The organism is Amycolatopsis sp. lyj-108 (genome assembly GCF_046549005.1).
Taxonomy (GTDB): Bacteria; Actinomycetota; Actinomycetes; order Mycobacteriales; family Pseudonocardiaceae; genus Amycolatopsis.
Genome location: NZ_JAJPWQ010000001.1, coordinates 369,526 through 392,882, shown reverse-complemented (window position 1 = coordinate 392,882; position 23,357 = coordinate 369,526). Strand labels below are relative to the sequence as shown.

Below are 23,357 nucleotides of genomic sequence, written 5' to 3'. Positions count from 1 at the left end.
TATTAGACCGAGCGCTCGGTTTATCAAACCCGGCCCGCAATTCGTCACCTACTTGCCCTGGACGTCTTCCGGCGCGCGTGTGCGGTCAGGGCAAGTAGGTGACGAATTGCGGAGGGGTCACTCGCGGATCTGCTGCCAGATGAGGAAGTACGCCCGGTGCACGACGTGCGCGACGCGGCTCTGGGCGGGCGTCGCGCCGAAGGACGCGAAGGAGCGCCACCAGCCGGCGCGTTCCAGGGCGTGAGCCGCCAGCTCGGCGCGCGGAGCGCCCGGTTTACCGAGCTGGGCGCCGATGTCGGCGTTGCTGCCGACCCGCAGGACCTCCTCGGACAGGTCCTCGGGCATGTCGACCGCGCCGGAAGCGACCAGCGTGAGCGCTTCGAGCAGCCGGAGCTGGTGTGCCTCGGGCTTGGCGAGCAGGACCTCGATCGCGTCGTGGACGCGCTGCCGTTCGGCCGGGTCGCCGGACGCGTGGGCCAGCGCGGTGACCGAAGCCAGCGCGGCGGCGGCCTTGATGCCGTCGGCGCGGGCGGCGAAGACGATGCTCAGCCGCTGTCGGACGGCTTCGAGCCCGGAGGCGTCGAGCAGCTTCCGCCGCAGCGAGCCCGCGGTGATCTCGGGTTCCTTGCGGATCGCCTCGACCGCGTACCGGACGCCGAACAGGTCCAGTTTCTCCAGCAGCCGCAGCCGGGTGCCCGCCGCGACGTCGCATTCCCAGCTGGTGAAGATGTCCGCCGAGATCAGCATGGTCTCGAGGATGTCGTCGTCCATCTCGGCCAGCTGACGCAGCGCTTCGGCGTCGGGGGAGGTGAAGCCGCCGGACTCGGCCGACTCCGCGATCAGCCCGATCACCGGCAGCACGTCCGCGACGCGGGGCTTCAGCGTCGAGGCCTGCTTCTCCGACAGGAGCGTGGCGGCCTTCCACACGTCGCCGCCCGAGCCTTCGACCGACTCCGGCGCGATGGTGTCCGCCTTGTTGAGCACCGCGATCGCGTTGACCGGACCCGCCTCGCGGCTCGCGGTCGCGGCGGTGAACGCGGCCAAGGCCTGCTGGTCGTCGGCGCGGACGCCCTGCGTGACGACGTAGAGCACGGCCTCGGCACCGGCGACGGCGTTGCGCGAGGTGTCGTCCAGCTCGTCGGAGCCTTCTTCTTCGTCCTCGTCCTCGTCACCGTCGGGCTTGCGGTGCTTCGCCGCGCCCAGCAGCTCCTCGGTCCGCGACACCGAAGCGGCGTCGAGCGAGCCGAGGCCGGGCGTGTCGATGACGGTCATGCCCTGCAGGACCGCGTTGGTGAGGTACGCCTCGATATGCGAGACCTTGTCGATGTCGATGCCCAGCTCCGCCGGGATCATCCCGTCGGCGGAGAAGGGCAGCACCTGTTTGCGGCCGTCGTTGAAGACGATCTCGACGCGGTCGACGGTGCCGTACTGGAACCTGGTCACCAGCCGGGTGCACTCGCCGACGTCGGTCGGCGCGACCCGGCGCCCGATCAGGGCGTTGACCAGGGTGGACTTACCCGATTTGATCCGGCCCGCGACGGCGACCTGCAGCGGTCCGCCCAGCCTGCGCAGCACTTCGGCGAAGCCGGCGGCGGTCCGCGCGGACACCTGCGGTTGCAGGCGATGGCAGAGATTGGCCACCGACATCGACAGCGGACCGGCGAGCCGTCCCTGCTCCGAAGGTGACGTCACGGCGCCCTGCCCCTCCCAGTCGTCGAGCCTGCCGAGGAGAATCGTGCCATGCCGCTCATCCTCGGGTCGCACCGAAGGTGGTACCGGCGACCGACGCGCGAACGGCACAGGCCGACATAGTGTTACCAGGTGCGACGGTTAAGCCTCTGGATGCGTGCCCACCCCATGGCGGGGGACAGTTCCATCGCCGTCATCCTGCTGCTGACCGACCTGCTGCTTTACGTCGCCGCCGCCGAGACGCCGGAAGTGCCGTCGATGCCGCCCTGGTACGTGGCGGTGCCGCTGGACATCGCGATGGTCGCGCCGCTGGTCTTCCGGCGGAAGGCGACGCTGTGGTCGGCGTATCTGGTGCTGCTGATCGGCATCCCGCACGGGGCGCTGGAGCTGGGCGCGGCCAGCGCGTTCGCGGTGATGATCAGCATCTACTCGGTGCTGGTCTACGTCGGGCGCAAACAGGGCCTGCTGTATCTGGTGGCGACGCTGGTCATCTCGGGTCTCCAGCTGTGGGCCGACCCGCCGGAGGACGTGTGGGTGCTGGCGATCATCGGCATCTTCTCCAGCGCACTGTGCTGGACGCTCGGCGAGTTCGCCGGCGCGAGGCGCGCCTATCACGAGGAGGTGGAAGCCAGGTTGCATCTGCTTGAGACGGAACGAGACCAGGCGACCAGGATCGCCGTCGGTGAGGAACGCGGACGGATCGCCCGTGAGCTGCACGACGTCGTCGCGCACGCGGTGAGCGTGATGGTCGTGCAGGCCGACGGCGCGTCCTACGCGATCGACGGGAATCCCGAGATGGCGAAACGGGCCTTGCAGACGATTTCGGAAACCGGCCGCGGCGCGCTCGCCGAGCTGCGACGGCTGCTGGACGTGCTCCGCAGTGACGGCGACGACGAGCCGCGGGTGCCGCAGCCGGACGCCAGCGCGCTGACCGACCTCGCGGACCGGATCCGCCAGGCCGGCGTGCCGGTGACGCTGGCGATCGGTTCCGACGCGCTGGCCGGGCTGCCCGCCGGTGTCTCGCTCGGCGTGTACCGGATCGTCCAGGAGTCGCTGACGAACACGCTGAAACACGCCGGACAGGGCGCGCAGGCGGAGGTGCTGGTGCGCCGGGAGGCCGACGTGATCGACGTCCGGATCACCGACGACGGCGCCGGCCGCGCGAAACAGCTGGTGCCCGCCGCGACGAAGACGGGGTCGCACGTCGCGCCGTCGGGGCCGCGGAGACTCACCGTCCCCGGTGGGAACGGATTGATCGGAATGAAGGAACGGGCGAACGTCTTCGGCGGCACGCTGGAGGTCGGACCCGCTCCCGGTGGAGGGTGGCAGGTGCACGCGAGGCTCCCGGTTAGGTTGGCGACGTGATACGGGTGGTGGTCGTCGACGACCAGGAATTGATGCGCGTCGGGTTCCGGATGGTCCTGGGCGCACAGGCCGACATCGATGTCGTCGGCGAGGCCGGCGACGGGGCGCAGGCCATCCGCCTCGCCGAGGAACTGCGGCCGGACGTCGTGCTGATGGACGTCCGGATGCCGGTGCTGGACGGGGTCGAGGCGACGAAACGGATCGTCGAGGCCGGGACGGCGCGGGTGCTCGTGATGACGACGTTCGACCTGGACGAGTACGTCTATTCGGCGTTGCAGGGCGGCGCGAGCGGGTTCCTGCTGAAGGACACCCAGCCGGATCACCTGGTGTCGGCACTGCGGGCGGTCGCTTCGGGCGACGCCGTGGTCTCGCCTTCGGTGACCAGGCGGCTGCTCGACCGCTTCGTCGGTGCCGGCGGGAAGCCGATGCGGGACGCGGCCGAACTCGACGTCCTCACCGAACGGGAGCGCGAGGTGCTCGTGCTGATCGCGAAGGGCCTCTCGAACCTGGAGATCGCCGAGACACTGTTCCTGTCCGAGGCGACGGTGAAGACGCACGTCGGGCGGATCCTGTCCAAGCTCGACCTGCGCGACCGGGTGCAGGCCGTGGTGCTCGCCTACGAGACCGGTTTGGCGCGCCCCGGGGTCAGCTGAGGCGGGATCGCCGCAAGTAGGCGACTACTTGCGGCGATCCCTGCGGAAAAGTGGTCATTCGGTGAGCACTTTGCGGTGGATCCTTGTCTCCAGAGCCACTTGATGGAGGAGAAGGAAATGCTGCGAGGTCTCACCACCACCACGTTCTACGCCGACGACATGGCCGCCGCGATCGAGTGGTACTCCGATCTCTTCGGGATCGAGCCGTACTTCGTCCGCAACGGTCCCGACGGGAAGCCCGCCTACGTCGAGTTCCGGATCGGCGACTACCAGCACGAGTTCGGCGTGGTCCGGGGCGACTACCGGCCGCCGCCGGCCCAGCCCGGTCCCGGCGGAGCCATCGCGAACTGGGCCGTCGACAACGTCGAGGACGCCTTCGCGAAGCTGCTCGAAAAGGGCGCGAAGGAGTACGAGCCGATCATCGAGCGCGGGCCTGGCTTCGTGACCGCGGCGGTCGTCGACCCCTTCGGCAACGTCCTCGGTGTCATGTTCAACCAGCACTACCTGGACGTGCTGGCCGGGAAGAAGTAGCTCCCCGGCCGGCCCGGGGTCGAGGCGTGTCGCGAAAGCCACTTTCGCGACGCCTGATGTCCCGAAAGTGGCTTTCGCGACACTGGCCGGCGGCCGGTGCCTCAGCGGTAAAGGGCGTGGTCCGCCGTCTCCGCGTCCTTGCCCGCGTCCCGGACTTCGGCCATCCACTTGCCGAAGTCGGGGCGTGAGCCGTCGACGTCGGTCAGGCCGTACTCGTTCATCAGCGTCCACGACGCGAGCGTCTTGCCCGCGAACCGCGAGACCTCCGGGTCGGTCGCCAGCTTCGCGACACCTCGCCCGAGCAACGCCGGGGTCTCCGAGATGGCGAAGTCGACCGGCGCCGTCTTGCCGACGGCGTCACGCCACGTCGTTTCGGTGACCCCGAAGTGGTCGAGCATGGCTTCCGAACGCAGGAAGCCGGGCGTGACGGTCATGCCGACACAGTCGTACTTCTTCAGTTCGGCGCCGAGCGCCCTGCCGATCGCGCGGATCCCGCATTTCGCGAGGAAGTACGGGATCCCCGCGCCGACGTACTCGTCGTGGTCGCCGTCGGTGACCTCGATGACGAGACCGCCCTCACGCCGCACGACCAGCGGAAGCAGCCGGTGCAACGCGATCAGGTGCGTGTCGATCGCGTTGTGCACCAGCGTGAGTGCGTCGTCGAGGCTGGAGTCCCAGTACGCCCCTTCGAAGTCCGCGAACGGGTCGCCACCCCAGACGTCGTCGACGAGTACGTCGATCCGGCCGTCCACTTCGGACTCGATACGCGCCTTCAAGGCGTCCACATCGGACACGACGGTGAAGTCGGTCCGCACGGGGATACCCCTGCCGCCCACCGCGTCGACGAGTTCCGCGGTGTCTTCGATCGTCTCCGACCGCTTCATCGGCGACTGCTGTTCGCGCGTCGTGCGGCCGGTGACGAACACCGTCCAGCCGAGCCTGCCCAGTTCCACCGCGATCGCGCGGCCACAGCCCCGCGTCGACCCCGTGACCACGGCCACTTTCCGGTCCATTCAGGACACTCCTTTCCATGCGGTCAGTACCGCGTCCACGTCTTGCCCCAGCCGGTCGGCGATTCGGCCCTTCGGCCGGATCGACCAGTCCAGCGCGGCCCCGTTCGCCACCCCCAGCAGCACGCGCGCCGCACGGACGACACCGGGCGCGCCCGGCAGGTCCCGTGCCGCGACGCGCGTCAGCCGCCGCAATTCCGCCTCCACGGCGGTGAAATGTTCACCCAGCAGGGCACGGAGTTCCGGATCCCCGATGTCCACCCCCAGCTGCCCGAGATGGTTCGCCGCCGTCTCCGGGGTGCCCAAACCCTCGTAGACCACGACGACCGCCGCCCGCAGCGCCTCGACGGGATCGGCGAGCTCGCCGCAGTCGGCCATCCGCCCTACGACCGACCGCGTGTTCAACCGGCTCAATGCCTGCAAGAGGCCGTTTTTCGAGCCGAATCGCTGGGCGACGGTGCCGACCGCGACCCCGGCTTCCGCCGCCACCTGGGCGAGCGTGAAACCCGGGCCCACCATGCCGATCACGGTCTCCGCCGCGGTCAGCAGTCGTTCGTCGGTGATGGTGCGCGGCCTCGCCATGCGGTTATTGAACCACGATTCATTAACCCTGGCGAATCAGGGTCACTCTCAGGGGTATCACCGATCGCGTACGCCGCCTGGAGACGGCAAGCTACGTCTCAGGTCGGGTATCAGGTTGGCACCTCAGGATGACGCGCTCGACCACCCACATGGACGACGATTGTTCTCGCAGTCGCCGAGGGGAGCAGACATGATCGAGGCAGTGGGCCTCACCAAGCGGTACGGCAAGACACTGGCGGTGAACGACCTGTCCTTCTCAGTCGCGGGCGGGGAGGTCACCGGATTCCTCGGCCCCAACGGGGCGGGCAAGTCGACGACCATGCGGATGATCCTCGGCCTGGACAATCCGACCGCGGGCCAGGTGCGCATCGGGGGCAAGCTGTACCGCGAGCTGAAGGAACCGCTGCGGACGGTCGGCGCGCTGCTGGACGCCAAGTGGGTGCACCCCAACCGGTCGGCGCGGGCGCATCTGCGGTGGATGGCGAAGTCCAACAAGATCGCGGAGAGCCGGGTCGACGAGGTACTCGAGACCGTCGGGCTCACCAGCGTCGCCGGAAAGCGCGCCGGTGGTTTCTCTCTCGGCATGTCGCAGCGGCTGGGGATCGCGGCGGCGCTGCTGGGCGACCCGGAGGTCCTCCTCTTCGACGAGCCCGTGAACGGCCTCGACCCCGAGGGCATCCTCTGGATCCGGAAGTTCATGCACCGGCTCGCCGACGAAGGCCGCACGGTATTCGTTTCCTCGCACCTGCTTTCGGAGATGGCGCTGACCGCGAGCCACCTGGTCGTGATCGGCAAGGGGCAGCTGATCTCCCAGTCCTCCACCGAGGACTTCGTCTCGCGGGCCGCCGAGAACACGGTCAAGGTCCGGTCGCCGCAACTGCCCGCGCTGCGCGCCGCGCTGGCGCAGGCGAGCGCACAGGTCACCGACGTCGACAAGTCGCTCGTCGTGTCCGGTATGGACAGTGACAAGATCGGCGAGATCGCCGCGGCCAACCAGATCGTGCTGCACGAGCTCAGCCCGCAGACCGGCTCCCTGGAGCAGGCCTTCATGCAGATCACCGGCGATTCGGTCGAGTACCACACGGGTCTCGAAGCCGAAGCCGCCGAAGTGGTCACAGCCGCCCAGTAGCCGCTCACCTTCCGAGGAAAGAAAAGCCATGACTCTGCTCGCCGTGGAACGCATCAAGCTGTTCACCACACGCTCACCCTGGTGGTGCGCGCTGGCCGCACTGGCGGTCGTGATCGGTTTCGCCGCCATCGTCTCCGGTGCCGCACCCGAAGGGGAACTCACCGACGTCAGCCTGACCCAGTTCGGTTACGGCTTCGGCATGGCCGTGATCATGGTGCTCGCCGCGCTTTCGGTGACCACCGAATACCGCTTCAGCACCATCCGGACCACCTTCCAGGCCGTGCCGAACCGCACCGCGGCGCTGCTGGCCAAGACCGGCGTGGTCGCGATCCTGTCGCTCGTGGTCGGCGAGGTCGCCGCATTCGGCGCCTGGGGCCTCGCCTCGGTCATGCGGCCGGAAGACCTCGCACTGAACACCGCCGCCGAGTGGACCAGTGTCGCCGGGGTGGGCGTGGTGTTCGCACTCGCCTCGGTGATCGCGATCGCCGTCGGCATCCTGATCCGGCACAGCGCCGGGGCCATTTCGCTCGTGCTGATCTACGCTCTCGCGGTGGAGAACCTGATCCAGCTCATCCCGAAGATCGGCAAGGACATCTACGAGTGGATGCCGTTCCGTGTCGCCGACAGGTTCCTCACCGGTTCGGGCCCCGCCAGGGCGGAAGCACCGTTGAGCCAGGCCGGATCGCTGGCCTACTTCGCGGGCTTCGCGCTGGTGCTGCTGGTCATCTCGCTGTTCGTCGCGAACAAGCGCGACGCGTAAGGACTTCCACAGGGGAAAGCCGGACGTCTCACTCGGGGGAGTGAGACGTCCGGCCGGGGAGAAAAAGGGGAACAAGGACCGGGCCGCCTAATCGGGGGGCAGCCCGGTCCTTTCCCGCGTAATGTCGGAATCCACCGGAGGGAGGGCTGATGATCGAGGCCACCGGACTCACGAAACGCTACGGCGACAAGCTCGCCGTCGACGAACTTTCCTTCACCGCCGAAGTGGGGCGGGTGACGGGATTCCTCGGCCCCAACGGGGCGGGGAAGTCCACCACCATGCGGATGATGCTCGGGCTCGACAATCCGACGTCGGGCACCGTGACGATCGACGGCAAGGCCTACCGCGAACTGCATGATCCACTTCGGACGGTCGGCGGCATGATCGACGCCACCTGGCGGCATCCCGGCCGCACCGCGCGCGAGCACCTCCGGTGGATCGCCGCGACCAACGGCCTGCCGGACAAGCGCGTCGACGAGGTGCTCCGGCTGGTCGGGCTGGACTCGGTCGCCCGCAAACGGGCCGGGCAGTTCTCGCTCGGGATGTCGCAGCGGCTCGGGATCGCCACGGCGTTGCTGGGCGACCCCCGTGTGCTGCTGTTCGACGAGCCGGTCAACGGGCTCGACCCCGAGGGCATCGTGTGGATCCGGCAGCTGATGCACGCGCTCGCCGCCGAGGGCCGCACCGTGTTCGTGTCCAGCCATCTGCTGCCGGAGATGGCGCAGACCGCGCAGGACCTCGTCGTGATCGGCCGGGGAAAGCTGATCTACCAGGGCACGATGGAGGACTTCATCGGCCGGGCGAAGGGCCTCGGCGTCCGGGTCCGCAGCCCGCAGCTGCCCGAACTGCGAACGGCGCTGACCGAGAAGGGCGCCGGATTCCGCGAGGAGGACGGCGCGCTCATCGTGTCCGAAATGGACAGCGACGACATCGGCGAACTCGCGTTCGCCGCCGGCGCGACCCTCCACGAGCTGAAGCCGCTCACCGGCTCGCTCGAACAGGCGTACATGCAGCTCACCGCCGGAGCCGTCGAATACGGCACCGGCCCGGTTCCGGAGGTCGTCCGATGACCGCGGCGAACATGCTCCGCGCGGAGCGGATCAAACTGCTGAGCACCCGCGCGCCCTGGTGGTGCGCGGGGATCGCGGTCGTGGTCGCGCTCGCCTACACCGCGCTCTTCTTCGGCTTCGTACCGCTCGAGGGCCAGACAGGCGTCAACTCGACCCAGGTCGCCAGCGCGCTCGGCCGCACCGTGGTGCTGGTCCTCGCCATCCTCGCGGCGGCGACGGAGTTCAACTGGGGCACGATGAAGCTCACCTTCCAGGCGGTGCCCTCGCGGGTGCCCGCGCTGCTGGCGAAGGGCGCCGTCGTCGGAGTGTTCTCGGGGCTGATCGGGCTGCTGGTGGGCTTCGGCTCGTGGGCGGTCGCGTATCTGATCGAACCGGCCGCCGGCCTGGGTATCGCCTCGGGAGCCGACTGGCGCGCGGTGGCGGGCCAGGGCCTGACCTTCCTCCTGACCGGGCTGCTCGGCGTCGGTCTCGGGCTGCTGTTCCGTAACCCCGCGTTCGCGCTCGGGTTCGCGCTGGTCTGGACGCAGCTGATCGAGGGCCTCGTCGTGCTGATTCCGAAAGTGGGCGGCGACATCTACCAGTGGATGCCGTTCTTCGCGGCCAATCAGTTTTCCGGACCGGATCTCACGGTGGCGATGTTGAAACTCGAGCCGCCGTTGGGGCCGTGGGGTTATTTGGCTTATTTCGGCGGCATCTGCGTGATTGTGTATGCGGCCGGGCTGATGATCACCCATCGACGGGACGCGTGAGCTTTTACCGCCTCCAAAGGAGTTAAGTCCACGTTAAGAGGCTGTGGCTTCTCTCACAGGAAGCGGACATACTGTTCCCCACCGGGCGATGCTCGGGATGAGCCTATTTCGGCTCTTCGGCCCCGGAGGTGATCCTTGACGGTGGATTCCGGTCAGGGAGTGGAACGCAAGATCCCGCAAGCCCGCACGGAAAGTATGCAGCCCCGGCTCGAGCCCATGCTCGACCTGGAATGGTCACAGGCGATCGAACTGCCCCGCACGGTCGCGTCCGCGACGAGGCCATCCGATATCCGCCGCGCGTGGGTGCACCGCGCACCCGAAGATCTCGTTGTCGCGCTGTACCGCGCGTCCAGTGGAATGCACGGTGAAATTCCCGCGCCGTGGTGGCTTCGCGCCGTCGTGGAAGGCAGGCTCGAATCGCGGGAACTCGGTTTCCGCATCGAAGATCGCATCGCAGGCCTGCTCGGCAGGCGACCAGGTTGGGAATTCGTCCCGTGGGCCGCGGACGGAGAATCCGGTTACTGGGAGTTCATGCCTTCCGAACGCGGAGCGTCCGGACTTTCGATCCCGACCACCGTGCTGAACACCAGCCGTCACGACGGCTGGATCGACGTCCTCCCCGCCCATTCCAGTACGACGCCGGCCCCGATCCCGGTCGCCGGATTCGCGGGCCTGCGCTCGCGGCTGGGGGAGTTCGAAGCGGTCCGGTAACCCCACGTTTAATGGGTGGGTGGAAAACGAGGACCAGCCACGGATGCGCAGCGTGGTCAGCTATGTCAACCGCGGCGGCCGGATGACCGTCGGGCAGCAGCGAGCCTGGGACGAACTCTGGCCGTCGCTCGGCCGCACCGTCGGCGAACTGCCCGAAGGTCCGGTGGACTTCGACGGGTGGTTCGGCAGGCGGGCCCCGGTCATGGTGGAGATCGGTTCGGGCATGGGCGAGACCACGTCCCAGCTCGCGGCCGCCGCCCCGGAGCTCAACTACGTCGCGGTCGAGGTGTACGAACCGGGCCTCGGCCAGCTGATGTTGCGTGCCGAGAAGCTCGGGGTGAAGAACCTGCGGCTGATGCACGGTGACGCCGTCGTGCTGCTGACCTCGCATGTCGAGCCGGGCTCGCTGTCCGGGGTCCGGCTGTTCTTCCCGGACCCGTGGCCGAAGAAGCGGCACCACAAGCGGCGGATCGTGCAGCCGGAGTTCGTGTCGCTGATCGCCTCGCGGCTCGCGCCGGGCGGGACCTTCCACATGGCGACCGACTGGGAGAACTACGCCGAACAGATGATGGAGGTCTGCTCGGCCGAGCCGCTCCTGCGTAACCGCTACGCCGACGAGGCCGGTGGTTGGGCGCCGCGTCCGGAGTGGCGGCCGGTCACGAAGTTCGAGAACCGCGCCGACGTCGAAGGCCGGATCTCGCATGACCTGATCTTCGAGCGGGTCTGAACTGGGTAAGGGCCGGTCAGGACCACATCGACGGGTAGCGAAAGCCTCCTTCACTACCCTCAGGGTAGGCAAGGAGGCCTTCACCGACCGGTGAGCGGCTCGTCGGGAAGGGTCGCCCGCCGACGTTGCGAACCCTCCACTGCTCACTCAGCACGACGGAAAGGGCCGGTCAGGACGTCCCCACGTCCCTGACCGGCCCTTTCTCACACCCCGCACCTCGGGATACCCCCTGCGTATCCCCGGCGCCCGTTCATCCCTCCCCCGACAGAGGGACGACCGGGCACCCGGCCCGTGGGTGGATCATCACCGACTCCACCCACGAGACCCGCCCGCCCGGATGCCATGACGCCATTCGGGCGAACTTTTCTCATTCGTCGGCCAGGGGCTCCGACTGCACCCGCTTGAGCGCCGGGGTCGAGACGGATGCCCCGAGCAACGCCACCCCGATTCCCAGCACAACGGGTGCCAGCAGCCAGGGACTCAGCACGACCGCGTCCTTCTCGACCATGCTGTAGAGCCCCATGCCGACTCCGATCCCGACCACACCCGCGCCGATGGTGGCCACCATCGCGGGCAGGGCCGCTTCCATCCGCAGCGCCCTCGCCAGCACCCGGACCGGTGTCCCGGCCGCGATGAGTGCCCCGAAGGTGCGGCGGCGGTCCATCACCGAACCCGCGGTCGCCACGGCCGCGCTGCATCCGGCGAGCACACCGGCGGCGATCAGGCCGATCACGGTGACCCGGCGCAGGTCGCCGAGTTCCTGCTGCTGGCCGATCAGGTGCAGGCCGCGGCTGCCGACCTCCTGGCCGGGTGCCGCGCCGACCAGCGCGGTCCGGACGACCTCGGCGTTCGCCGGGGTGGTCGGCACGACCACGTCGACGTATTTCGGCTCGACACCCGCGGGCAGCAGGGCCGGGTCGATCACGATCGTGCTGGACGTGTCCTCGTCGCCGTTCGGGTAGAGCTGCACCGGAACCTTCGGATCCAGCGCCGTGCCCGCCTTGTCGTACTCCGACGTCACGCGGTACGCCGCCGGGTCGATCTTGTGCGTGCTGTAGATCGCGGGGCCCTGCGCGCAGGAGCCGCCGATGTTCACCCGCAGCAGTTTCGTGGCGTCCTCGCAGGTCATCACGAACGCCCGGTTCAGCGACTGGCTGCGGGTCCCCGTCTCGCCGGTGGCCAGGTAGACCTGACCGACCGCGATGGCCTTGTCGGTGATCCCGTTTCGGGCGAGGGAGGCGTTGGTCTGCTCGACCGTCTGCCCCGCGTGGGCCGCGTCCGACTCGGCGTAGAGGACGTTGTCCTTGAAGGTCCGGCCGCCGCCCGCCATCGACTCGAACGAGGGCAGCAGGGTGAGCGCCATGGAGCCGGTGAAGACGGCGAGCACGACACCGGCGGTGGCGCGGTAGGCGCTCTTCGGGTCGTCGCGGAGCCTGCGCCCGGCCAGCAGCGACGCCGGTTTGCGCCAGATCCGGACGAACGTGCCGCCGACCGCCGAGGTGACCCACGGTCCGACGATGGCCGCCGAGCCGACCAGCAGGAACAGGCCGAGCATCACCATCATCATGCTGGCCTCGTCCTGGCTGACCGCGAAGAGGAAGAAGGCACCGGCCACGGGCACCGCGAGCAGACGCCACCAGTGCAGTGGTTTGCGAGCGTGCGCCGAAGCGGCGAACAGCGGCGTCTTCAGCACGCGGCGGATGCCGAGGACCCCGGCGAAGACCACCAGCAGCGGGATCGCCACGGCGATCGCGATGGTCGAGCCGATCGAAAGGCTGAAGTCCGACGCGAGCCAGGTGCCGCCGCCCCACGGGACGAACGTCGAGAGACCTTGCAGCGCCGGTGCCACGAGGATGCCGAGCAGGGCACCGACACTGGCGGACAACGCCGTCTCGGCGGCGACGATCTTCGTCACCTGGCCCGGAGTCGCTCCCGCCAGCCGCAACGCGGCCATCCGCAGCTCACGCCGGGCGGCGGTCAGCCTGGCCGAAGACGCGACGAGCACCAGGCTCGGCACGAGCAGGACGATGACACCGACCCAGGCGAGCAGCGCGAGCAGCGGGTCGGGCTTCGCTTCCTTGACGGGGAAGCCGTCCGCGGCCATCGCCGATGTCGGCATCGACTCCGGGGTGTGGCCGACGACGGCGACCAGCTGCTCCGGGTACAGCAGCGAATCGGGTCCGAGCGAGTCGACGAGTTTGCCGAACCGGTCCCCGAGCTGCGCCTGCGGCGTCGACTGGATCAGTTTCCCGAGCGCCGGGGAGACGATCGCCTCGCCGGGCGCGGGCAGCCGCGGGATGCCCGGCGGCAGGCTGAGCATCGGCGAAGTGCCGGTCTGGGCGATGTCGACGCGGGTGATCTCGCGGTCACCCGAGTAGTCCTTGTTCGCGGCCATCAGCAGCGGCGCCGCGCGCTGGGGCTGATCGGACTCGGAGTAGTAGCTGTGGATGTCCTGCCAGATCGCGCGCTGGGCGCGGGCCTGCGTGGCACCCGGGAGAGAGGCCAGCAGGATCACCAGACTGGTCGCGACGGCGACCCCGACCGCGGTGAGGATGGCCGACGTGCGGGTCCGGCGGTCGACCCGGAGCACCCGCATGGCCAGCTGGAAACTGTTCATTACGCGGCCAGCCTCGTCGCGATCAGGCCGTCGCGGATGGAGACGGTGCGCGGCATGGCTTCGGCGAGCTCGCGGTCGTGGGTCACCACGATCACCGCGGCGCCGCTGTCGGCGGCCGCGGCGAGCAGCGCGTCCATGGTGGCGCGGCCGGTGCGGGTGTCGAGGGCACCGGTCGGCTCGTCGGCGAAGATCACCTTCGGCCGGTGCGTCAGCGCCCGCGCGATCGCGACGCGCTGCGCCTCACCGCCGGAGAGCTCACCGGGGCGGCGCTTCTCCTTGCCCGCGAGGCCGAGCTTCGCCAGCCATTCGCGGCCGGCCTCGATGGATTCCTTGCGCCCCTTGCCGCTCAGCAGCGACGGCAGCGCGACGTTCTCTTCGGCGCTCAGCTCGGCGACGAGCATCCCGGACTGGAACACGAAACCGAACTCGGTGCGCCGCAGTTCGCTGCGCTTGCGCTCGTTGAGCTGGTCGACCCGCTGTCCGGCAAGGAAGATCTGCCCGGAGTCGGCGCGGAGGATCCCGGCGAGCACGTGCAGCAGCGAGGTCTTTCCGGAGCCGGAAGGCCCGACGATGGCGACCGCGTCCCCCGCCTGGATGTCGATGTCGATCCCGGCCAGCGCGTGCTGCGTGCCGTATCGCTTCACCAGTCCACGCCCGGCGAGTACCGGCTGCCCTGTCCACTGTGGATCTACCACCGCGAGTCTCCCTAGTCAGTCACTTGTGTTCGGCTTCGGGGAAGAGCTTCGCGGTGAACCACCTGTGTCCACTTCGGGCAGACGGCCAGTGCTGATCACGCGCGCATCGGCCGATCGGCCGACCCGGGTCGGGCCGGTCGGCCAAGGTGCGGACGGCGGCGGATCCTCTACCGTCACGGTGTGACAGCAGGTCCATCCCAGAACAAGTTCTACGCCCGCGCGGGTTCGCTCGCGCGCCGCCTCGGCATGCCCACCGTCGTACTGCTGGCCGCGCTCGCGTTCGACCTGTTCTTCATCACCGACGCCGCACTCGACGACACGGGCCCTCGCGGTATCGACCTGCTGCTGTTCCCCGGCATCTTCGCGATGGTGTTCTGCGCGCTCTGGGCGCAGAAACGGGCAGCCGTCGCGGCGGTCGCGGCGTCGGTCGTCCTGGTGGCGTACACGCTGGTCGTCCGGTATGTCGACATCCCGACCTACTCGAGCGTGCTCGCCCATCTGTCCATCACCGAGGTGGTGGCCGGGGTCGAGATCCTGTTCTACGCCGCCCGCCGGACGCGGCCGGGTGTCGCGTTCGCCGTGATCTCCGGCCTGGTCTTGGCCACGCTGACCGCGGTGTCCGGCCGGTACTATTCCGGCGACAACTCGAACGGCACCATGGCGCAGGCGATGTTGTTCGGTGGCATCCTGCTGGGCGGCACCCTGGTCTTCGCGATCCCGGGACGCGACCGCACGGCGCACCCGAACCGCTACGAGAAGCTGCAGAAGCTCAACAAGCTGGTGATGGGCCAATGGCCGCTCATCGGCCTGCTTGGCATCGCGCTGATCCTGGAATTCGGCTTCACCTACGAGAGCGGGGCGCACGGCTTCCCGATCCTGGTGTGCTCGATCGTCGCCGCGGTCATCGCGGTCGCCGCGCCGCGTCGACCGGCCGACGCGATGGTCGCGCTCACCGCGGTCATGCTGCTTTCCGCGCTGGTGACGCCGTTCCTGCGCTTGAAGTACGACTACCCGACACCTGGCGGAGTGCCGGGAACACAGGTCGTCGCGGGGATGGGACTGGTCGTCACCCTGGTCCGCGCGGTCGGGCTGAGCAAAGCCGTGCCCCGGATCGCCGGACTGTCCGTGGTGGTCGCCCTGGCCTGCGTCCTCAACGCCAAGCGGCCGACCCCCAACCTGACGACCGACCCGGACGACCTCGCCGGTTTCGCCGTCATCGCGCTGCTACTGCTCGGCATCTCGGTGGCGGTCGGCCTGGCGCTGCGTTCGCGGGATTCGGAACGCACGCAGGTCATCCAGTCGGCGATCAGCGACGCGCAGACCTCGGAGCGGATGGCGCTGGCGCGGGAACTGCACGACGTCGTCGCCCACCACGTCACCGGGATCGTCGTGCAGGCGCAGGCGGCGAAGATGATGGGCGAGAAGAATCCGCAGGTCGCGGTCGAGGCGATGGGCCGGATCGAGGACGCCGGAGTCGAGGCGCTCGCGGCGATGCGGCGGCTCGTGCGGAGCATGCGTGGCGACGCCCCGGCCGGGAGCAGCGAGTTCAGCGAACAGGCCACCACCGATCTCGCCGCCGACCTGCGGACGCTGATCGAACGCTCGAACCACGGCGTGAAGACGTCGATGAAGCTCGAACTGCCGTCGAACGTGCCGCACGAGGTCGGGCGGTCGGCGTTGCGGCTGGTGCAGGAGTCGCTGACGAACGTCGGCAAGCACGCGTCCGGTGCCACGGAGGCGCTGGTCATCGCCGAGGTGACCGGGAACGAACTGCACCTCCAGGTGACCGATGACGGACGCGAGCTCCAGCGCCGTCCGGCAGGCGGGTCGGGCGGTTACGGTCTGATCGGCATGCGCGAACGTGTCGCCCTGCTCCACGGCCGGCTCTCCGCCGGACGGGCGCCGGGCGGCGGATGGCGCGTCGAAGCGTGGCTACCACTTGAAGGAGAAGAGTGATCCGGGTATTGATCGCCGACGACCAGGACATGGTGCGGATCGGCTTCCGGATGATCCTGGACGCGCAGGACGACATCGAGGTGGTCGCCGACGTGGCGGACGGCGTCTCGGCGGTCGCGAAGGCGCGCGAGCTGCGGCCGGACGTCTGCCTGCTGGACATCCGCATGCCGGGGATCGACGGGCTCGAGGTCACCAAACAGCTGGCGGGCCCGGACGTCGTCGATCCGCTGAAGGTGGTCGTGGTCACGACGTTCGATCTCGACGAGTACGTGCACACCGCGCTGCGGAACGGCGCGAGCGGGTTCCTGCTGAAGGACGCCGGGCCCGCGCTGCTGATCGAGGCGGTGCGCGCGGCCGCGCGCGGGGACGCGCTGGTCTCGCCGCAGATCACCGTCCGGCTGCTGAAGCATTTCGACGGCGGGACGGTGAAACGCGACGTCAGCCCGCCTTCGGAACCGCTGACCGCGCGCGAGCTCGACGTGGTCAAGGCCGCCGCGAAGGGGCTGACGAACACGGAGATCGGCGCCGAGCTGTTCCTTTCGCTGTCCACGGTGAAGACACATCTGGCGTCGGTGCAGGGCAAGGTCGGCGCGCGGAACCGGGTGGAGATCGCGGCCTGGGCGTGGCGGAGCGGTGTCGTGGACTGACCTAAGCTCTTTACATGCAACGCCGTTTCCACGCTCCCGTCGTACTCCCCGCCGACCCCGGTTGCTCGTTGCTGCGTGACGCCGTGGTCGACGTGGACGAAACGGGGCGTATCACCCATGTCGGTCCCGCGTCCGGGGCTCCCGAGACGTCCGCTCCCGTGACCCGGTTGAGCGGTCTTCTCCTGCCCGGCCTGGTCAACGCGCACGCGCACAGCCCGATGACGCTGCTGCGCGGGATGGGCGGCGACCTGCCGCTGCTGCGGTGGCTCACCGAGATCATCTGGCCGACCGAGGCGAAGCTGAAGCCCGCCGACATCCGCACCGGCATGATGCTGGGCTCGGTCGAAATGCTGCGGCACGGCGTCACGACCAGTGCGGAGATGTACTTCGAAGGCGAGCAGCTCGCCGACGCCGTGCTCACCACCGGTGGCCGGGTGGTGCTGGGTCCGCCGATCATGGAACTGCCGGGGATGGACTGGCGCGCGATGCTGAAGAGCATCGAACGCTGGATCGACACCGACGGTCTCCGGTTCGGGCCCGGCGAGCGGATCGAGGTCGGCTACGGGCCGCACTCGGCGTACATGCTGAACGCCGAAGCGCTGCGCGCGACCGCGGAATCGGCGGCCGAACGCGGCGCGCTGGTGCAGATCCACGTGGCCGAGGCGGCGCTCGAAGACGTCAAACAGCGTGAAGAGCACGGCTCGGTGCCCGCGCTGCTGGAGAAGGTCGGGATGCTGCGGGGCCGGACGCTCGCCGCGCACGCCATCCACCTGTCCGACGAGGACATCGCGCTGTTCGCCGCACGCGGCGTCGGGATGGCGCACTGCCCCGGCTCGAACGCGAAGCTCGCTTCGGGCATCGCGCGCGTGACGGAACTGCGGAAGGCAGGCGTCGCCGTCGGGCTCGGCACGGACGGCCCGGCGTCGAACGACGACATCGACCTGTGGGAGGAACTGCAGCTCTCGGCGATGTTCGCGCGGCTCGCGACCGGCGAATCGACCGTGCTGACCGCGGCCGACGCGTTCCTGCTCGGCACCCGCGGCGGCGCGGACGCGCTGGGCCGGACCGACATCGGCGCGCTGGAAACCGGCCGGTGGGCGGACATGGTGCACGTCGACCTCGACGACCCGGCGTTCGCGGCGGGCATCGACGTCCCGGACGAGCAGCTGCTCTCGAACCTCGTCTGGGCCGCGGGCTCGCGGCGCGTCCGCGACGTGTGGGTGGCGGGCGAGCAGGTCGTCGGCGACGGCGAATCCCTGCGCGTCGACCGCGCGAAGGTGCAGGCCGAAGTCGCGGAGACCTCGGCGCGGCTGCGCTCTTAGGCCCCGGGTGGTCGTGAGTGGCGATTCGGGTAGAACACGAATCGCCACTCACGACCCACGTGACGGCTAGACCAGGCCGCGCGGCCGAAGGGTGACGTCCGTGGGGTGCGCGTCACCGGTGGCGGAGACCGCGGCGACGACGGCGGCCGCGACGGATTCGGGGCGCAGGAAGCGTTCCGGCTCGTACGCGCGGCCCTCGTCGGCGACGATCGCCTGCTGCATTTCGGTGTCCGTGCGGCCGGGGTAGACCGACGTCACCCGCAGCGCGGACTCCTCCTCCCGCAACGCGTCGGCGAAGGCGCGGACGGCGAACTTGCTGGCCGCGTACGGACCCCAGCCGGGACGCGCGTTCTGCCCGGCACCCGAGTTGATCACGACGACGTGCCCCTTCGCGGCACGCAGCGCGGGCAGCAACTGCCTGGTCAGCGTGACGACTCCTAGGACGTTGACCTCGAAGTTCGCCCGCCAGTCGGCGTCGGTCGCGGCCTCGACCGTGCCGAGCCTCGCGACGCCCGCCGAGTGCACCAGCACGTCAAGTTCGCCGAATTCGGCGGTCGCCGCTTCCAGTGTCTCGGTGTCGGTCAGGTCGATCGGCCACGGCCTGGCGTCGGGCAGCGTGCCGGCCAGCGCACCGAGCGCGTCGGCGTCGCGACCGCCGAGCAGCAACCGGTGGGTCGGGGCGAGCGCGCGGGCGACCGCGGCGCCGATACCGCGGGTGGCGCCGGTGACGAGAGCCAAGGGGAGATCAGCCATACCGCCACGCTAGTGGTTCGGGTCTGAACCGCTCACGCGTGTCCAGAGAGCGATCTCGCGTGATTGAGGGCGGAACTCGCGTGATTGGGGGCGGAACTCGCGTGTTCAGTTGCCGCACACGACGGGCGGCGTCGCCACCCGGGGGAACCGGACGGAACCGCGCGTGAACGACCCGATGAGGTTGTCCGCGAACCGTCCCGCCGTCAGCGGATCCCGCACCGACGCGTCGATCTCCACGATGGCCGGGCAGTCGAGCGCCGCTCGTGCGGCGACGACGTCCTCGCCGCGGGCCGGACCGCCCTCGGCGATCGGGAGCCGCGCCGAATTCGCCAGCTCCCACACCGGGGGCAGCCATTTCTGGTGGCCGGGCCTGCCGTTGACGAGCGAAGTCGAATGCGCGGCGAACGGGTTGGCGAGGCCGTATCCGTCACGCAGTCGCATGTCGAGCGGGATCAGCAGGCCGAGTGCGCCCATGCTGTCCGCGGCGACGGTCACGTACGGCCGGTCCGTCGAGTACGCGTACCAGCGTCTGGTCGCGTAGTCCTGGATCAGCACCGCGGGGCCGCTCACGCCGCGGATCGCTTCCAGCGTCGTCGGCATCAACGGGTGATCGGCGTAATCCTCCGCCAGGACCGGGTGCTCGTGCCCGGTCGCTCGCGACCAGAACGAGCGCTCATCCGTGACGCCGACAGCGCGCGGAGAAGCCGAGTACGACGGGCGAAGCGACCCGGCGGCCACGACCGCCCAGATCCCTACGACGGCAAGAAGCACCACGGTCACCCTCGTCACCGGCAAGGCCAGCACGGGCAACAGCAGGCAGAACAGCGCCGGGAGCAGCATGCGCCCGTGCATGAAATCCCCGCCGACCCGGATCACGTACAGCGCGAGCAGCACCGCGCCGACCACCGGGACCGCGGTGAGCACCGCGAACGTCTTGTCCACAGTGGACGCGACGGTGACCACGGCGGCGACGAGCGCCAGCAACGGGAGCCACAGCCAGTACGGCTGGACGAGGTCGGTCAGGTACGCCCAGCCGCGAGCCCAGTTCGCCTCCGACGCCTCCTTGACCAGCGCGGTGTTCGGCGTCAGCAGACCGTAGTAGCCCATCCGGAACACCTGATAGGCCAACGGGAGCGCGGCCGCCACCGCCAGCAGACCCAGCGCGCGACGACGTCCCGGCCGCGCGAGCACGAACAGCGCGGCCAAGGCGACGGCGCTGAAGAGCGCGAGATCGGGCCGTACCAACGGCCCCAGCCCGGCGACCAGCGCGACCGGCCAGGTACGCAGATCGTCCATTGTGGACATACGGCGGACGAGCAGCCACCAGGTTCCGCCCAGCCACAACGTGATCAGGCCGGTCTCTAGCCCGGACGTCGCGAAGTCGCGGAACGGCGGCAACGCGCACACCACCAGCGCGCCGGCGGGTGCGAGCCCGTGGAACGCCAGCGGCTGGTAGAGCCGCCGGGCACCGTCCAGACCGAAGAACAGCCCGGCGACCGAGAAGAGCAGCCCGGTGACCGCGGAGATCCACTCCAGCGGCACTCCCGGGATCAGCCCGAGCACACTCAGCACCGCTGTCCACAAAGGACTGGTATTGGCCTCGACCCGCTCGCCGATGTTGAACACCGGCCCGTTCCCGGCCAGGATCTGGCGGACCGTCCGCAGCACGATCAACCCGTCGTCGCTCATCCAGCGGCGGCGCCAGGCCAGCTCGGCGTAGACCATCAGCACCAGGCCGAACCCGAACCACGTCCAGGTCGACGGCCGCCGGAACCAGGTACGCGAAGGCCAGTCGGGCGTGTTCTCACCCGTCGTCGTGTTCGTCTGCGTCATGGCCCCGCCCGCCTCGGTTGCGTGCGCAGGAGATCAGGTCCGCGACCCAAGAGTCAAACCGCCCTGGCGGCGAGACAGGACTGTGGCAGCTTCCTCCCTTCCATGGTCAGCCGCGCGGTGACCTCGAAGCCTGCCCTCCCCAGCAGGTCGGCGACCTTGCCGGGCTCCAGCAGGTACGCGTCGTAGGTGACCGGGTGGCCGTACGCCGTCTCCGGGCTCAGGCGCTCGTCGCCGACGTGGAACCCGAGCAGCAGCCGCCCGCCCGGCGCGAGCACGCGGCGGAACTCCGCGAACACCGCCGGGAGCACCTCCGGCGGCAGATGGAAGATCGACCACCAGGCGACGAGACCGCCCAGTTCGCCGTCCGGGAGATCGAGGGCGGTCATCGAGCCGACGAAGAACCGCAGCTCAGGGTGCTGACGGCGAGCGATCTCGATCATTTTCGGCGACAAGTCGACACCGGCGACCTCGAGGCCGAGCGACGCCAGATGGGCGGTGACATGGCCGGGGCCGCAACCGACGTCGACGACCGGGCCGCGCACCTGCTCGGCGAACGCGGCGAGCATCGCGCGGCTGATCGGCTCCTGTTCGAAGAGCGGCCCGATCCGCGCCACGTAGTCCTCGGCGACGGTGTCGTAGGACTCGCGGGTGCTGGTCAGGAACGAAGGTTCGGTCACGATGGGCGACGTTAGCGGCACCCACCGACAGTTCTCGTTCGTGAGCGGCGAGGGGTAGGGCGAATCGGGCGTGTCGCGAAAGCCACTTTCGGGACGCCAGGTGTCGCGAAAGTGGCTTTCGCGACATCAGAACCGGGGCCGGTGCTCAGGTGAGGGATTCGTGATCCGGCGTAAGTGAGCTCACGGTTCGAGCAGTCCGGCGTCCCTGGTCAGGTCCTCCGGCGCCCTCGGTTCGGCCACCGGCGTGCAGCCGGTCGCGGGATCCGCCGCCGAATCGGTGCCGTTGTACCGCGCCGCGCCGGGCCGGGTCAGCTGACGGGAGCCGACGTCGAAGCACACCTGGTACGAGCCCGGACGCAGGCTTTCGAAGGCGTAGCGCCCGTCCGGCCCGGTCACGGTCGAGCCTGCTTCCTTGCCCGACGCGTCCTTCAGCGTCACCTTCACGTCCGGGACGCCGAGCTCGTCGCGGCTCTGGATGCCGTCTTTGTCCTTGTCCAGCCACACGAGGTCGCCCAGTTTGCTCGTCGGCGCGGTCAACCCCGCCGCGAGCGTCAGGTCCAGGCGTTTACGAGGGCCGACCGTGGTGGTCGCGGTGCAGCCGGTCGCCGGGTCTGCGTCCGAGTCCTTCGCGTCGTCGCCCGCGTCCTTCGTCGTGTACGTGAAGGGAAGTCCGCTGATGTCGAAGCAGACCTGGTAGATGCCGTCTTTCAGCTTGGTGAAGCGATACTTGCCGCCGGCGTCCGTCGTGAGGGTGCCGAGCGCAGTGCCCGACGCGTCCTTCAAAGTCACCTTCACGCCCTGCACTCCCGGTTCCCCGGAGTCCTGCAGACCGTTGCGGTCGAGGTCGTTCCAGACGAACTCGCCGATCTCGTCGATCGCGGGTGGCGGGGTGACCTTGATGGTCGTGGTCGCGGTCTTCTTCGGCACCGTGCCGCTGGAGACGGTCACGGTGCTGACGTGGCCGTTGTCCGCTTCGGTGACGTTCTTGTGGTCGCAGGTGACGGTCGCGGACTTACCGCCTTCGAGGGTCGCGATCGGAGCTGGTTTCACGTCGCAGTACGGGTCTTCGACCTTGATGTCGGTCAGTGTCGTGGTGCCGTCGTTGGTGACGGTGAACCGGTAGTTCGCGGTGGTGCCCGCCTCCAGCGTGGCCGTGGCGCCCCAGGCCCCGCTCGCCGGATCCCGCACCTCCGCCTTGGCCGAGAACGAGGCGACCCGCAGGTGGACGCAGTCCCACATGACCCAGTTGCGGTCGGTGGCGGCGAAGAACTTCACCGAATTCGCCGACGGCGGGGCGGTCGACGGCGGGAAGTCCTGCCTGGCCAGTTTGCCGTCGGCCTCGACGGCGTGCACGACCTTGAGCTTGTTCTCCAGGACGACCTTGCCGGAGCCGTCGTAGAACCGCAGCCCCGTCTCCTGGACGGCGTCCGCGCGCCGGAGGTTGCCGTCGTTCGTGCCGGTCCAGTCGGTCAGCGTGTAGACGGCGCCGGGCACGAACTTCATCGCCGCGTAAGCGGTGCTGATCATCTTGTCCGGCGTCGAGATCAGGGCGTATTTGCCGCCGTCGGACTGGTAGCCGCCTGCCGTCGACAGCCGTGGCTGCTTGCTCCTCGGCGTTCCGTTGGGCACCGGGGCGGCCGGGTTGAACGTGTACCCGGCGGGCGGGCTGCCCTGTTCCACGCTCGGATTCGGCGCGGCGCCGCCGGTGCAGCCGGACGGGACGGTCGCGGCCTGCGCGGACGCGGGAACGATACCCGCCACGAGTGCGCCTGCCGCCATGAACACCAGTGCCCTTTTCACAGGGCTGAAGCTAATGAGCGCGACGGGGTCCCGTCATCACCGAACGGTGTCGTCCGGCGCCCCGATCAGGCAGAAGAGTCT

At 69.3% G+C, this 23,357-nt stretch carries 21 protein-coding genes; 12 read left to right on the top strand and 9 right to left on the bottom strand.

Features of this window, described 5'->3' with window-relative positions; translation table 11 throughout:
* Window positions 1-117 precede the first annotated feature (117 nt).
* A complete protein-coding gene (locus tag ACLJO0_RS01870) occupies window positions 118-1,692 on the bottom strand; it encodes a dynamin family protein (RefSeq protein ID WP_410576946.1) in 1,575 nt (524 codons plus the stop codon).
* Between the two features lie 165 nt (window positions 1,693-1,857).
* Between ACLJO0_RS01870 and ACLJO0_RS01865 the strand changes: the two genes are divergently transcribed.
* The 3 genes from ACLJO0_RS01865 to ACLJO0_RS01855 all read left to right on the top strand — a co-directional run bounded on the left by ACLJO0_RS01865 (window position 1,858) and on the right by ACLJO0_RS01855 (window position 4,238).
* Window positions 1,858-3,054 (top strand): sensor histidine kinase, encoded by a 1,197-nt coding sequence (locus ACLJO0_RS01865; RefSeq protein ID WP_410576945.1) that lies wholly within the window; start codon window positions 1,858-1,860, stop codon window positions 3,052-3,054.
* Window positions 3,051-3,707, top strand: coding sequence for a response regulator (locus tag ACLJO0_RS01860; RefSeq protein WP_410576292.1), 657 nt, complete (start codon window positions 3,051-3,053; stop codon window positions 3,705-3,707). The genes ACLJO0_RS01865 and ACLJO0_RS01860 overlap by 4 nt, the downstream gene beginning before the upstream one ends.
* A gap of 117 nt (window positions 3,708-3,824) precedes the next feature.
* The gene (locus ACLJO0_RS01855) at window positions 3,825-4,238 is read left to right on the top strand and encodes a VOC family protein (protein WP_410576291.1); all 414 of its coding nucleotides are present in this window, start codon (window positions 3,825-3,827) and stop codon (window positions 4,236-4,238) included.
* Between the two features lie 101 nt (window positions 4,239-4,339).
* Here the strand turns inward: ACLJO0_RS01855 and ACLJO0_RS01850 are convergent, their stop codons facing one another.
* Complete coding sequence (locus ACLJO0_RS01850) at window positions 4,340-5,251, bottom strand: SDR family NAD(P)-dependent oxidoreductase (RefSeq protein ID WP_410576290.1); 912 nt, start codon at window positions 5,249-5,251, stop codon at window positions 4,340-4,342.
* Window positions 5,252-5,830, bottom strand: coding sequence for a TetR/AcrR family transcriptional regulator (locus ACLJO0_RS01845; RefSeq protein WP_410576289.1), 579 nt, complete (start codon window positions 5,828-5,830; stop codon window positions 5,252-5,254).
* 190 nt (window positions 5,831-6,020) lie between these two features.
* Here ACLJO0_RS01845 and ACLJO0_RS01840 point away from each other — a divergent pair, with 190 nt between their 5' ends.
* From ACLJO0_RS01840 to trmB, 6 genes are all read left to right on the top strand, one after another.
* Window positions 6,021-6,959: an ABC transporter ATP-binding protein gene (locus ACLJO0_RS01840; protein WP_410576288.1), complete on the top strand. Its 939-nt coding sequence runs from the start codon at window positions 6,021-6,023 to the stop codon at window positions 6,957-6,959.
* 28 nt (window positions 6,960-6,987) lie between these two features.
* Window positions 6,988-7,719: an ABC transporter permease gene (locus ACLJO0_RS01835; protein ID WP_410576287.1), complete on the top strand. Its 732-nt coding sequence runs from the start codon at window positions 6,988-6,990 to the stop codon at window positions 7,717-7,719.
* Window positions 7,720-7,868: 149 nt separating this feature from the next.
* Entirely contained in the window at window positions 7,869-8,789 is a 921-nt protein-coding gene (locus ACLJO0_RS01830) for an ABC transporter ATP-binding protein (protein WP_410576286.1), read from the top strand.
* On the top strand, window positions 8,786-9,538 hold the full coding sequence (locus ACLJO0_RS01825; protein WP_125790771.1) for a hypothetical protein: 753 nt from the start codon (window positions 8,786-8,788) through the stop codon (window positions 9,536-9,538). Before ACLJO0_RS01830 ends, ACLJO0_RS01825 begins: the two co-directional genes overlap by 4 nt.
* A gap of 159 nt (window positions 9,539-9,697) precedes the next feature.
* Complete coding sequence (locus tag ACLJO0_RS01820) at window positions 9,698-10,249, top strand: hypothetical protein (protein ID WP_125791548.1); 552 nt, start codon at window positions 9,698-9,700, stop codon at window positions 10,247-10,249.
* A gap of 43 nt (window positions 10,250-10,292) precedes the next feature.
* Complete coding sequence (trmB, locus tag ACLJO0_RS01815; protein ID WP_410576944.1) at window positions 10,293-10,976, top strand: tRNA (guanosine(46)-N7)-methyltransferase TrmB; 684 nt, start codon at window positions 10,293-10,295, stop codon at window positions 10,974-10,976.
* 367 nt (window positions 10,977-11,343) lie between these two features.
* Here trmB and ACLJO0_RS01810 read toward each other — a convergent pair whose 3' ends face one another.
* Window positions 11,344-13,593 carry an FtsX-like permease family protein gene (locus ACLJO0_RS01810; protein WP_410576285.1) on the bottom strand — a complete coding sequence of 750 codons (2,250 nt, stop codon included), beginning with the start codon at window positions 13,591-13,593 and terminating at the stop codon, window positions 11,344-11,346.
* Window positions 13,593-14,288 carry an ABC transporter ATP-binding protein gene (locus ACLJO0_RS01805; protein ID WP_125779989.1) on the bottom strand — a complete coding sequence of 232 codons (696 nt, stop codon included), beginning with the start codon at window positions 14,286-14,288 and terminating at the stop codon, window positions 13,593-13,595. Before ACLJO0_RS01805 ends, ACLJO0_RS01810 begins: the two co-directional genes overlap by 1 nt.
* Before the next feature lie 180 nt (window positions 14,289-14,468).
* Between ACLJO0_RS01805 and ACLJO0_RS01800 the strand changes: the two genes are divergently transcribed.
* The 3 genes from ACLJO0_RS01800 to ACLJO0_RS01790 are packed head-to-tail and all read left to right on the top strand — an operon-like array spanning window position 14,469 to window position 18,213.
* A complete protein-coding gene (locus tag ACLJO0_RS01800) occupies window positions 14,469-16,244 on the top strand; it encodes a sensor histidine kinase (RefSeq protein ID WP_410576284.1) in 1,776 nt (591 codons plus the stop codon).
* Window positions 16,241-16,891: a response regulator gene (locus tag ACLJO0_RS01795; protein WP_125790766.1), complete on the top strand. Its 651-nt coding sequence runs from the start codon at window positions 16,241-16,243 to the stop codon at window positions 16,889-16,891. The genes ACLJO0_RS01800 and ACLJO0_RS01795 overlap by 4 nt, the downstream gene beginning before the upstream one ends.
* 14 nt (window positions 16,892-16,905) lie before the next feature.
* A complete protein-coding gene (locus tag ACLJO0_RS01790; RefSeq protein WP_125790765.1) occupies window positions 16,906-18,213 on the top strand; it encodes an amidohydrolase family protein in 1,308 nt (435 codons plus the stop codon).
* A gap of 66 nt (window positions 18,214-18,279) precedes the next feature.
* On the opposite strand, the gene ACLJO0_RS01785 is transcribed toward ACLJO0_RS01790, so the two are convergent.
* The 4 genes from ACLJO0_RS01785 to ACLJO0_RS01770 form a co-directional block, all read right to left on the bottom strand.
* Complete coding sequence (locus tag ACLJO0_RS01785; RefSeq protein ID WP_410576283.1) at window positions 18,280-18,966, bottom strand: SDR family oxidoreductase; 687 nt, start codon at window positions 18,964-18,966, stop codon at window positions 18,280-18,282.
* Window positions 18,967-19,071: 105 nt separating this feature from the next.
* Window positions 19,072-20,799, bottom strand: a complete 1,728-nt coding sequence (locus ACLJO0_RS01780) for a hypothetical protein (RefSeq protein ID WP_410576282.1) — start codon at window positions 20,797-20,799, stop codon at window positions 19,072-19,074.
* A 53-nt stretch (window positions 20,800-20,852) separates the two neighbouring features.
* On the bottom strand, window positions 20,853-21,476 hold the full coding sequence (locus ACLJO0_RS01775) for a class I SAM-dependent DNA methyltransferase (protein WP_410576281.1): 624 nt from the start codon (window positions 21,474-21,476) through the stop codon (window positions 20,853-20,855).
* Between the two features lie 180 nt (window positions 21,477-21,656).
* Window positions 21,657-23,276, bottom strand: a complete 1,620-nt coding sequence (locus ACLJO0_RS01770) for an SdrD B-like domain-containing protein (protein WP_410576280.1) — start codon at window positions 23,274-23,276, stop codon at window positions 21,657-21,659.
* Between the last annotated feature and the right edge of the window lie 81 nt (window positions 23,277-23,357).

Excerpts from the sequence above, each read along its gene's own strand:
- trmB (WP_410576944.1), top strand. The coding sequence starts at position 10,293 with ATGCGCAGCGTGGTCAGCTATGTCAACCGCGGCGGCCGGATGACCGTC.
- ACLJO0_RS01785 (WP_410576283.1), bottom strand. The coding sequence starts at position 18,966 with ATGGCTGATCTCCCCTTGGCTCTCGTCACCGGCGCCACCCGCGGTATC.
- ACLJO0_RS01810 (WP_410576285.1), bottom strand. The coding sequence starts at position 13,593 with ATGAACAGTTTCCAGCTGGCCATGCGGGTGCTCCGGGTCGACCGCCGG.
- ACLJO0_RS01845 (WP_410576289.1), bottom strand. The coding sequence starts at position 5,830 with ATGGCGAGGCCGCGCACCATCACCGACGAACGACTGCTGACCGCGGCG.
- ACLJO0_RS01865 (WP_410576945.1), top strand. The coding sequence starts at position 1,858 with ATGGCGGGGGACAGTTCCATCGCCGTCATCCTGCTGCTGACCGACCTG.
- ACLJO0_RS01780 (WP_410576282.1), bottom strand. The coding sequence starts at position 20,799 with ATGACGCAGACGAACACGACGACGGGTGAGAACACGCCCGACTGGCCT.
- ACLJO0_RS01840 (WP_410576288.1), top strand. The coding sequence starts at position 6,021 with ATGATCGAGGCAGTGGGCCTCACCAAGCGGTACGGCAAGACACTGGCG.
- ACLJO0_RS01835 (WP_410576287.1), top strand. The coding sequence starts at position 6,988 with ATGACTCTGCTCGCCGTGGAACGCATCAAGCTGTTCACCACACGCTCA.
- ACLJO0_RS01790 (WP_125790765.1), top strand. The coding sequence starts at position 16,906 with ATGCAACGCCGTTTCCACGCTCCCGTCGTACTCCCCGCCGACCCCGGT.
- ACLJO0_RS01825 (WP_125790771.1), top strand. The coding sequence starts at position 8,786 with ATGACCGCGGCGAACATGCTCCGCGCGGAGCGGATCAAACTGCTGAGC.
- ACLJO0_RS01830 (WP_410576286.1), top strand. The coding sequence starts at position 7,869 with ATGATCGAGGCCACCGGACTCACGAAACGCTACGGCGACAAGCTCGCC.
- ACLJO0_RS01855 (WP_410576291.1), top strand. The coding sequence starts at position 3,825 with ATGCTGCGAGGTCTCACCACCACCACGTTCTACGCCGACGACATGGCC.
- ACLJO0_RS01850 (WP_410576290.1), bottom strand. The coding sequence starts at position 5,251 with ATGGACCGGAAAGTGGCCGTGGTCACGGGGTCGACGCGGGGCTGTGGC.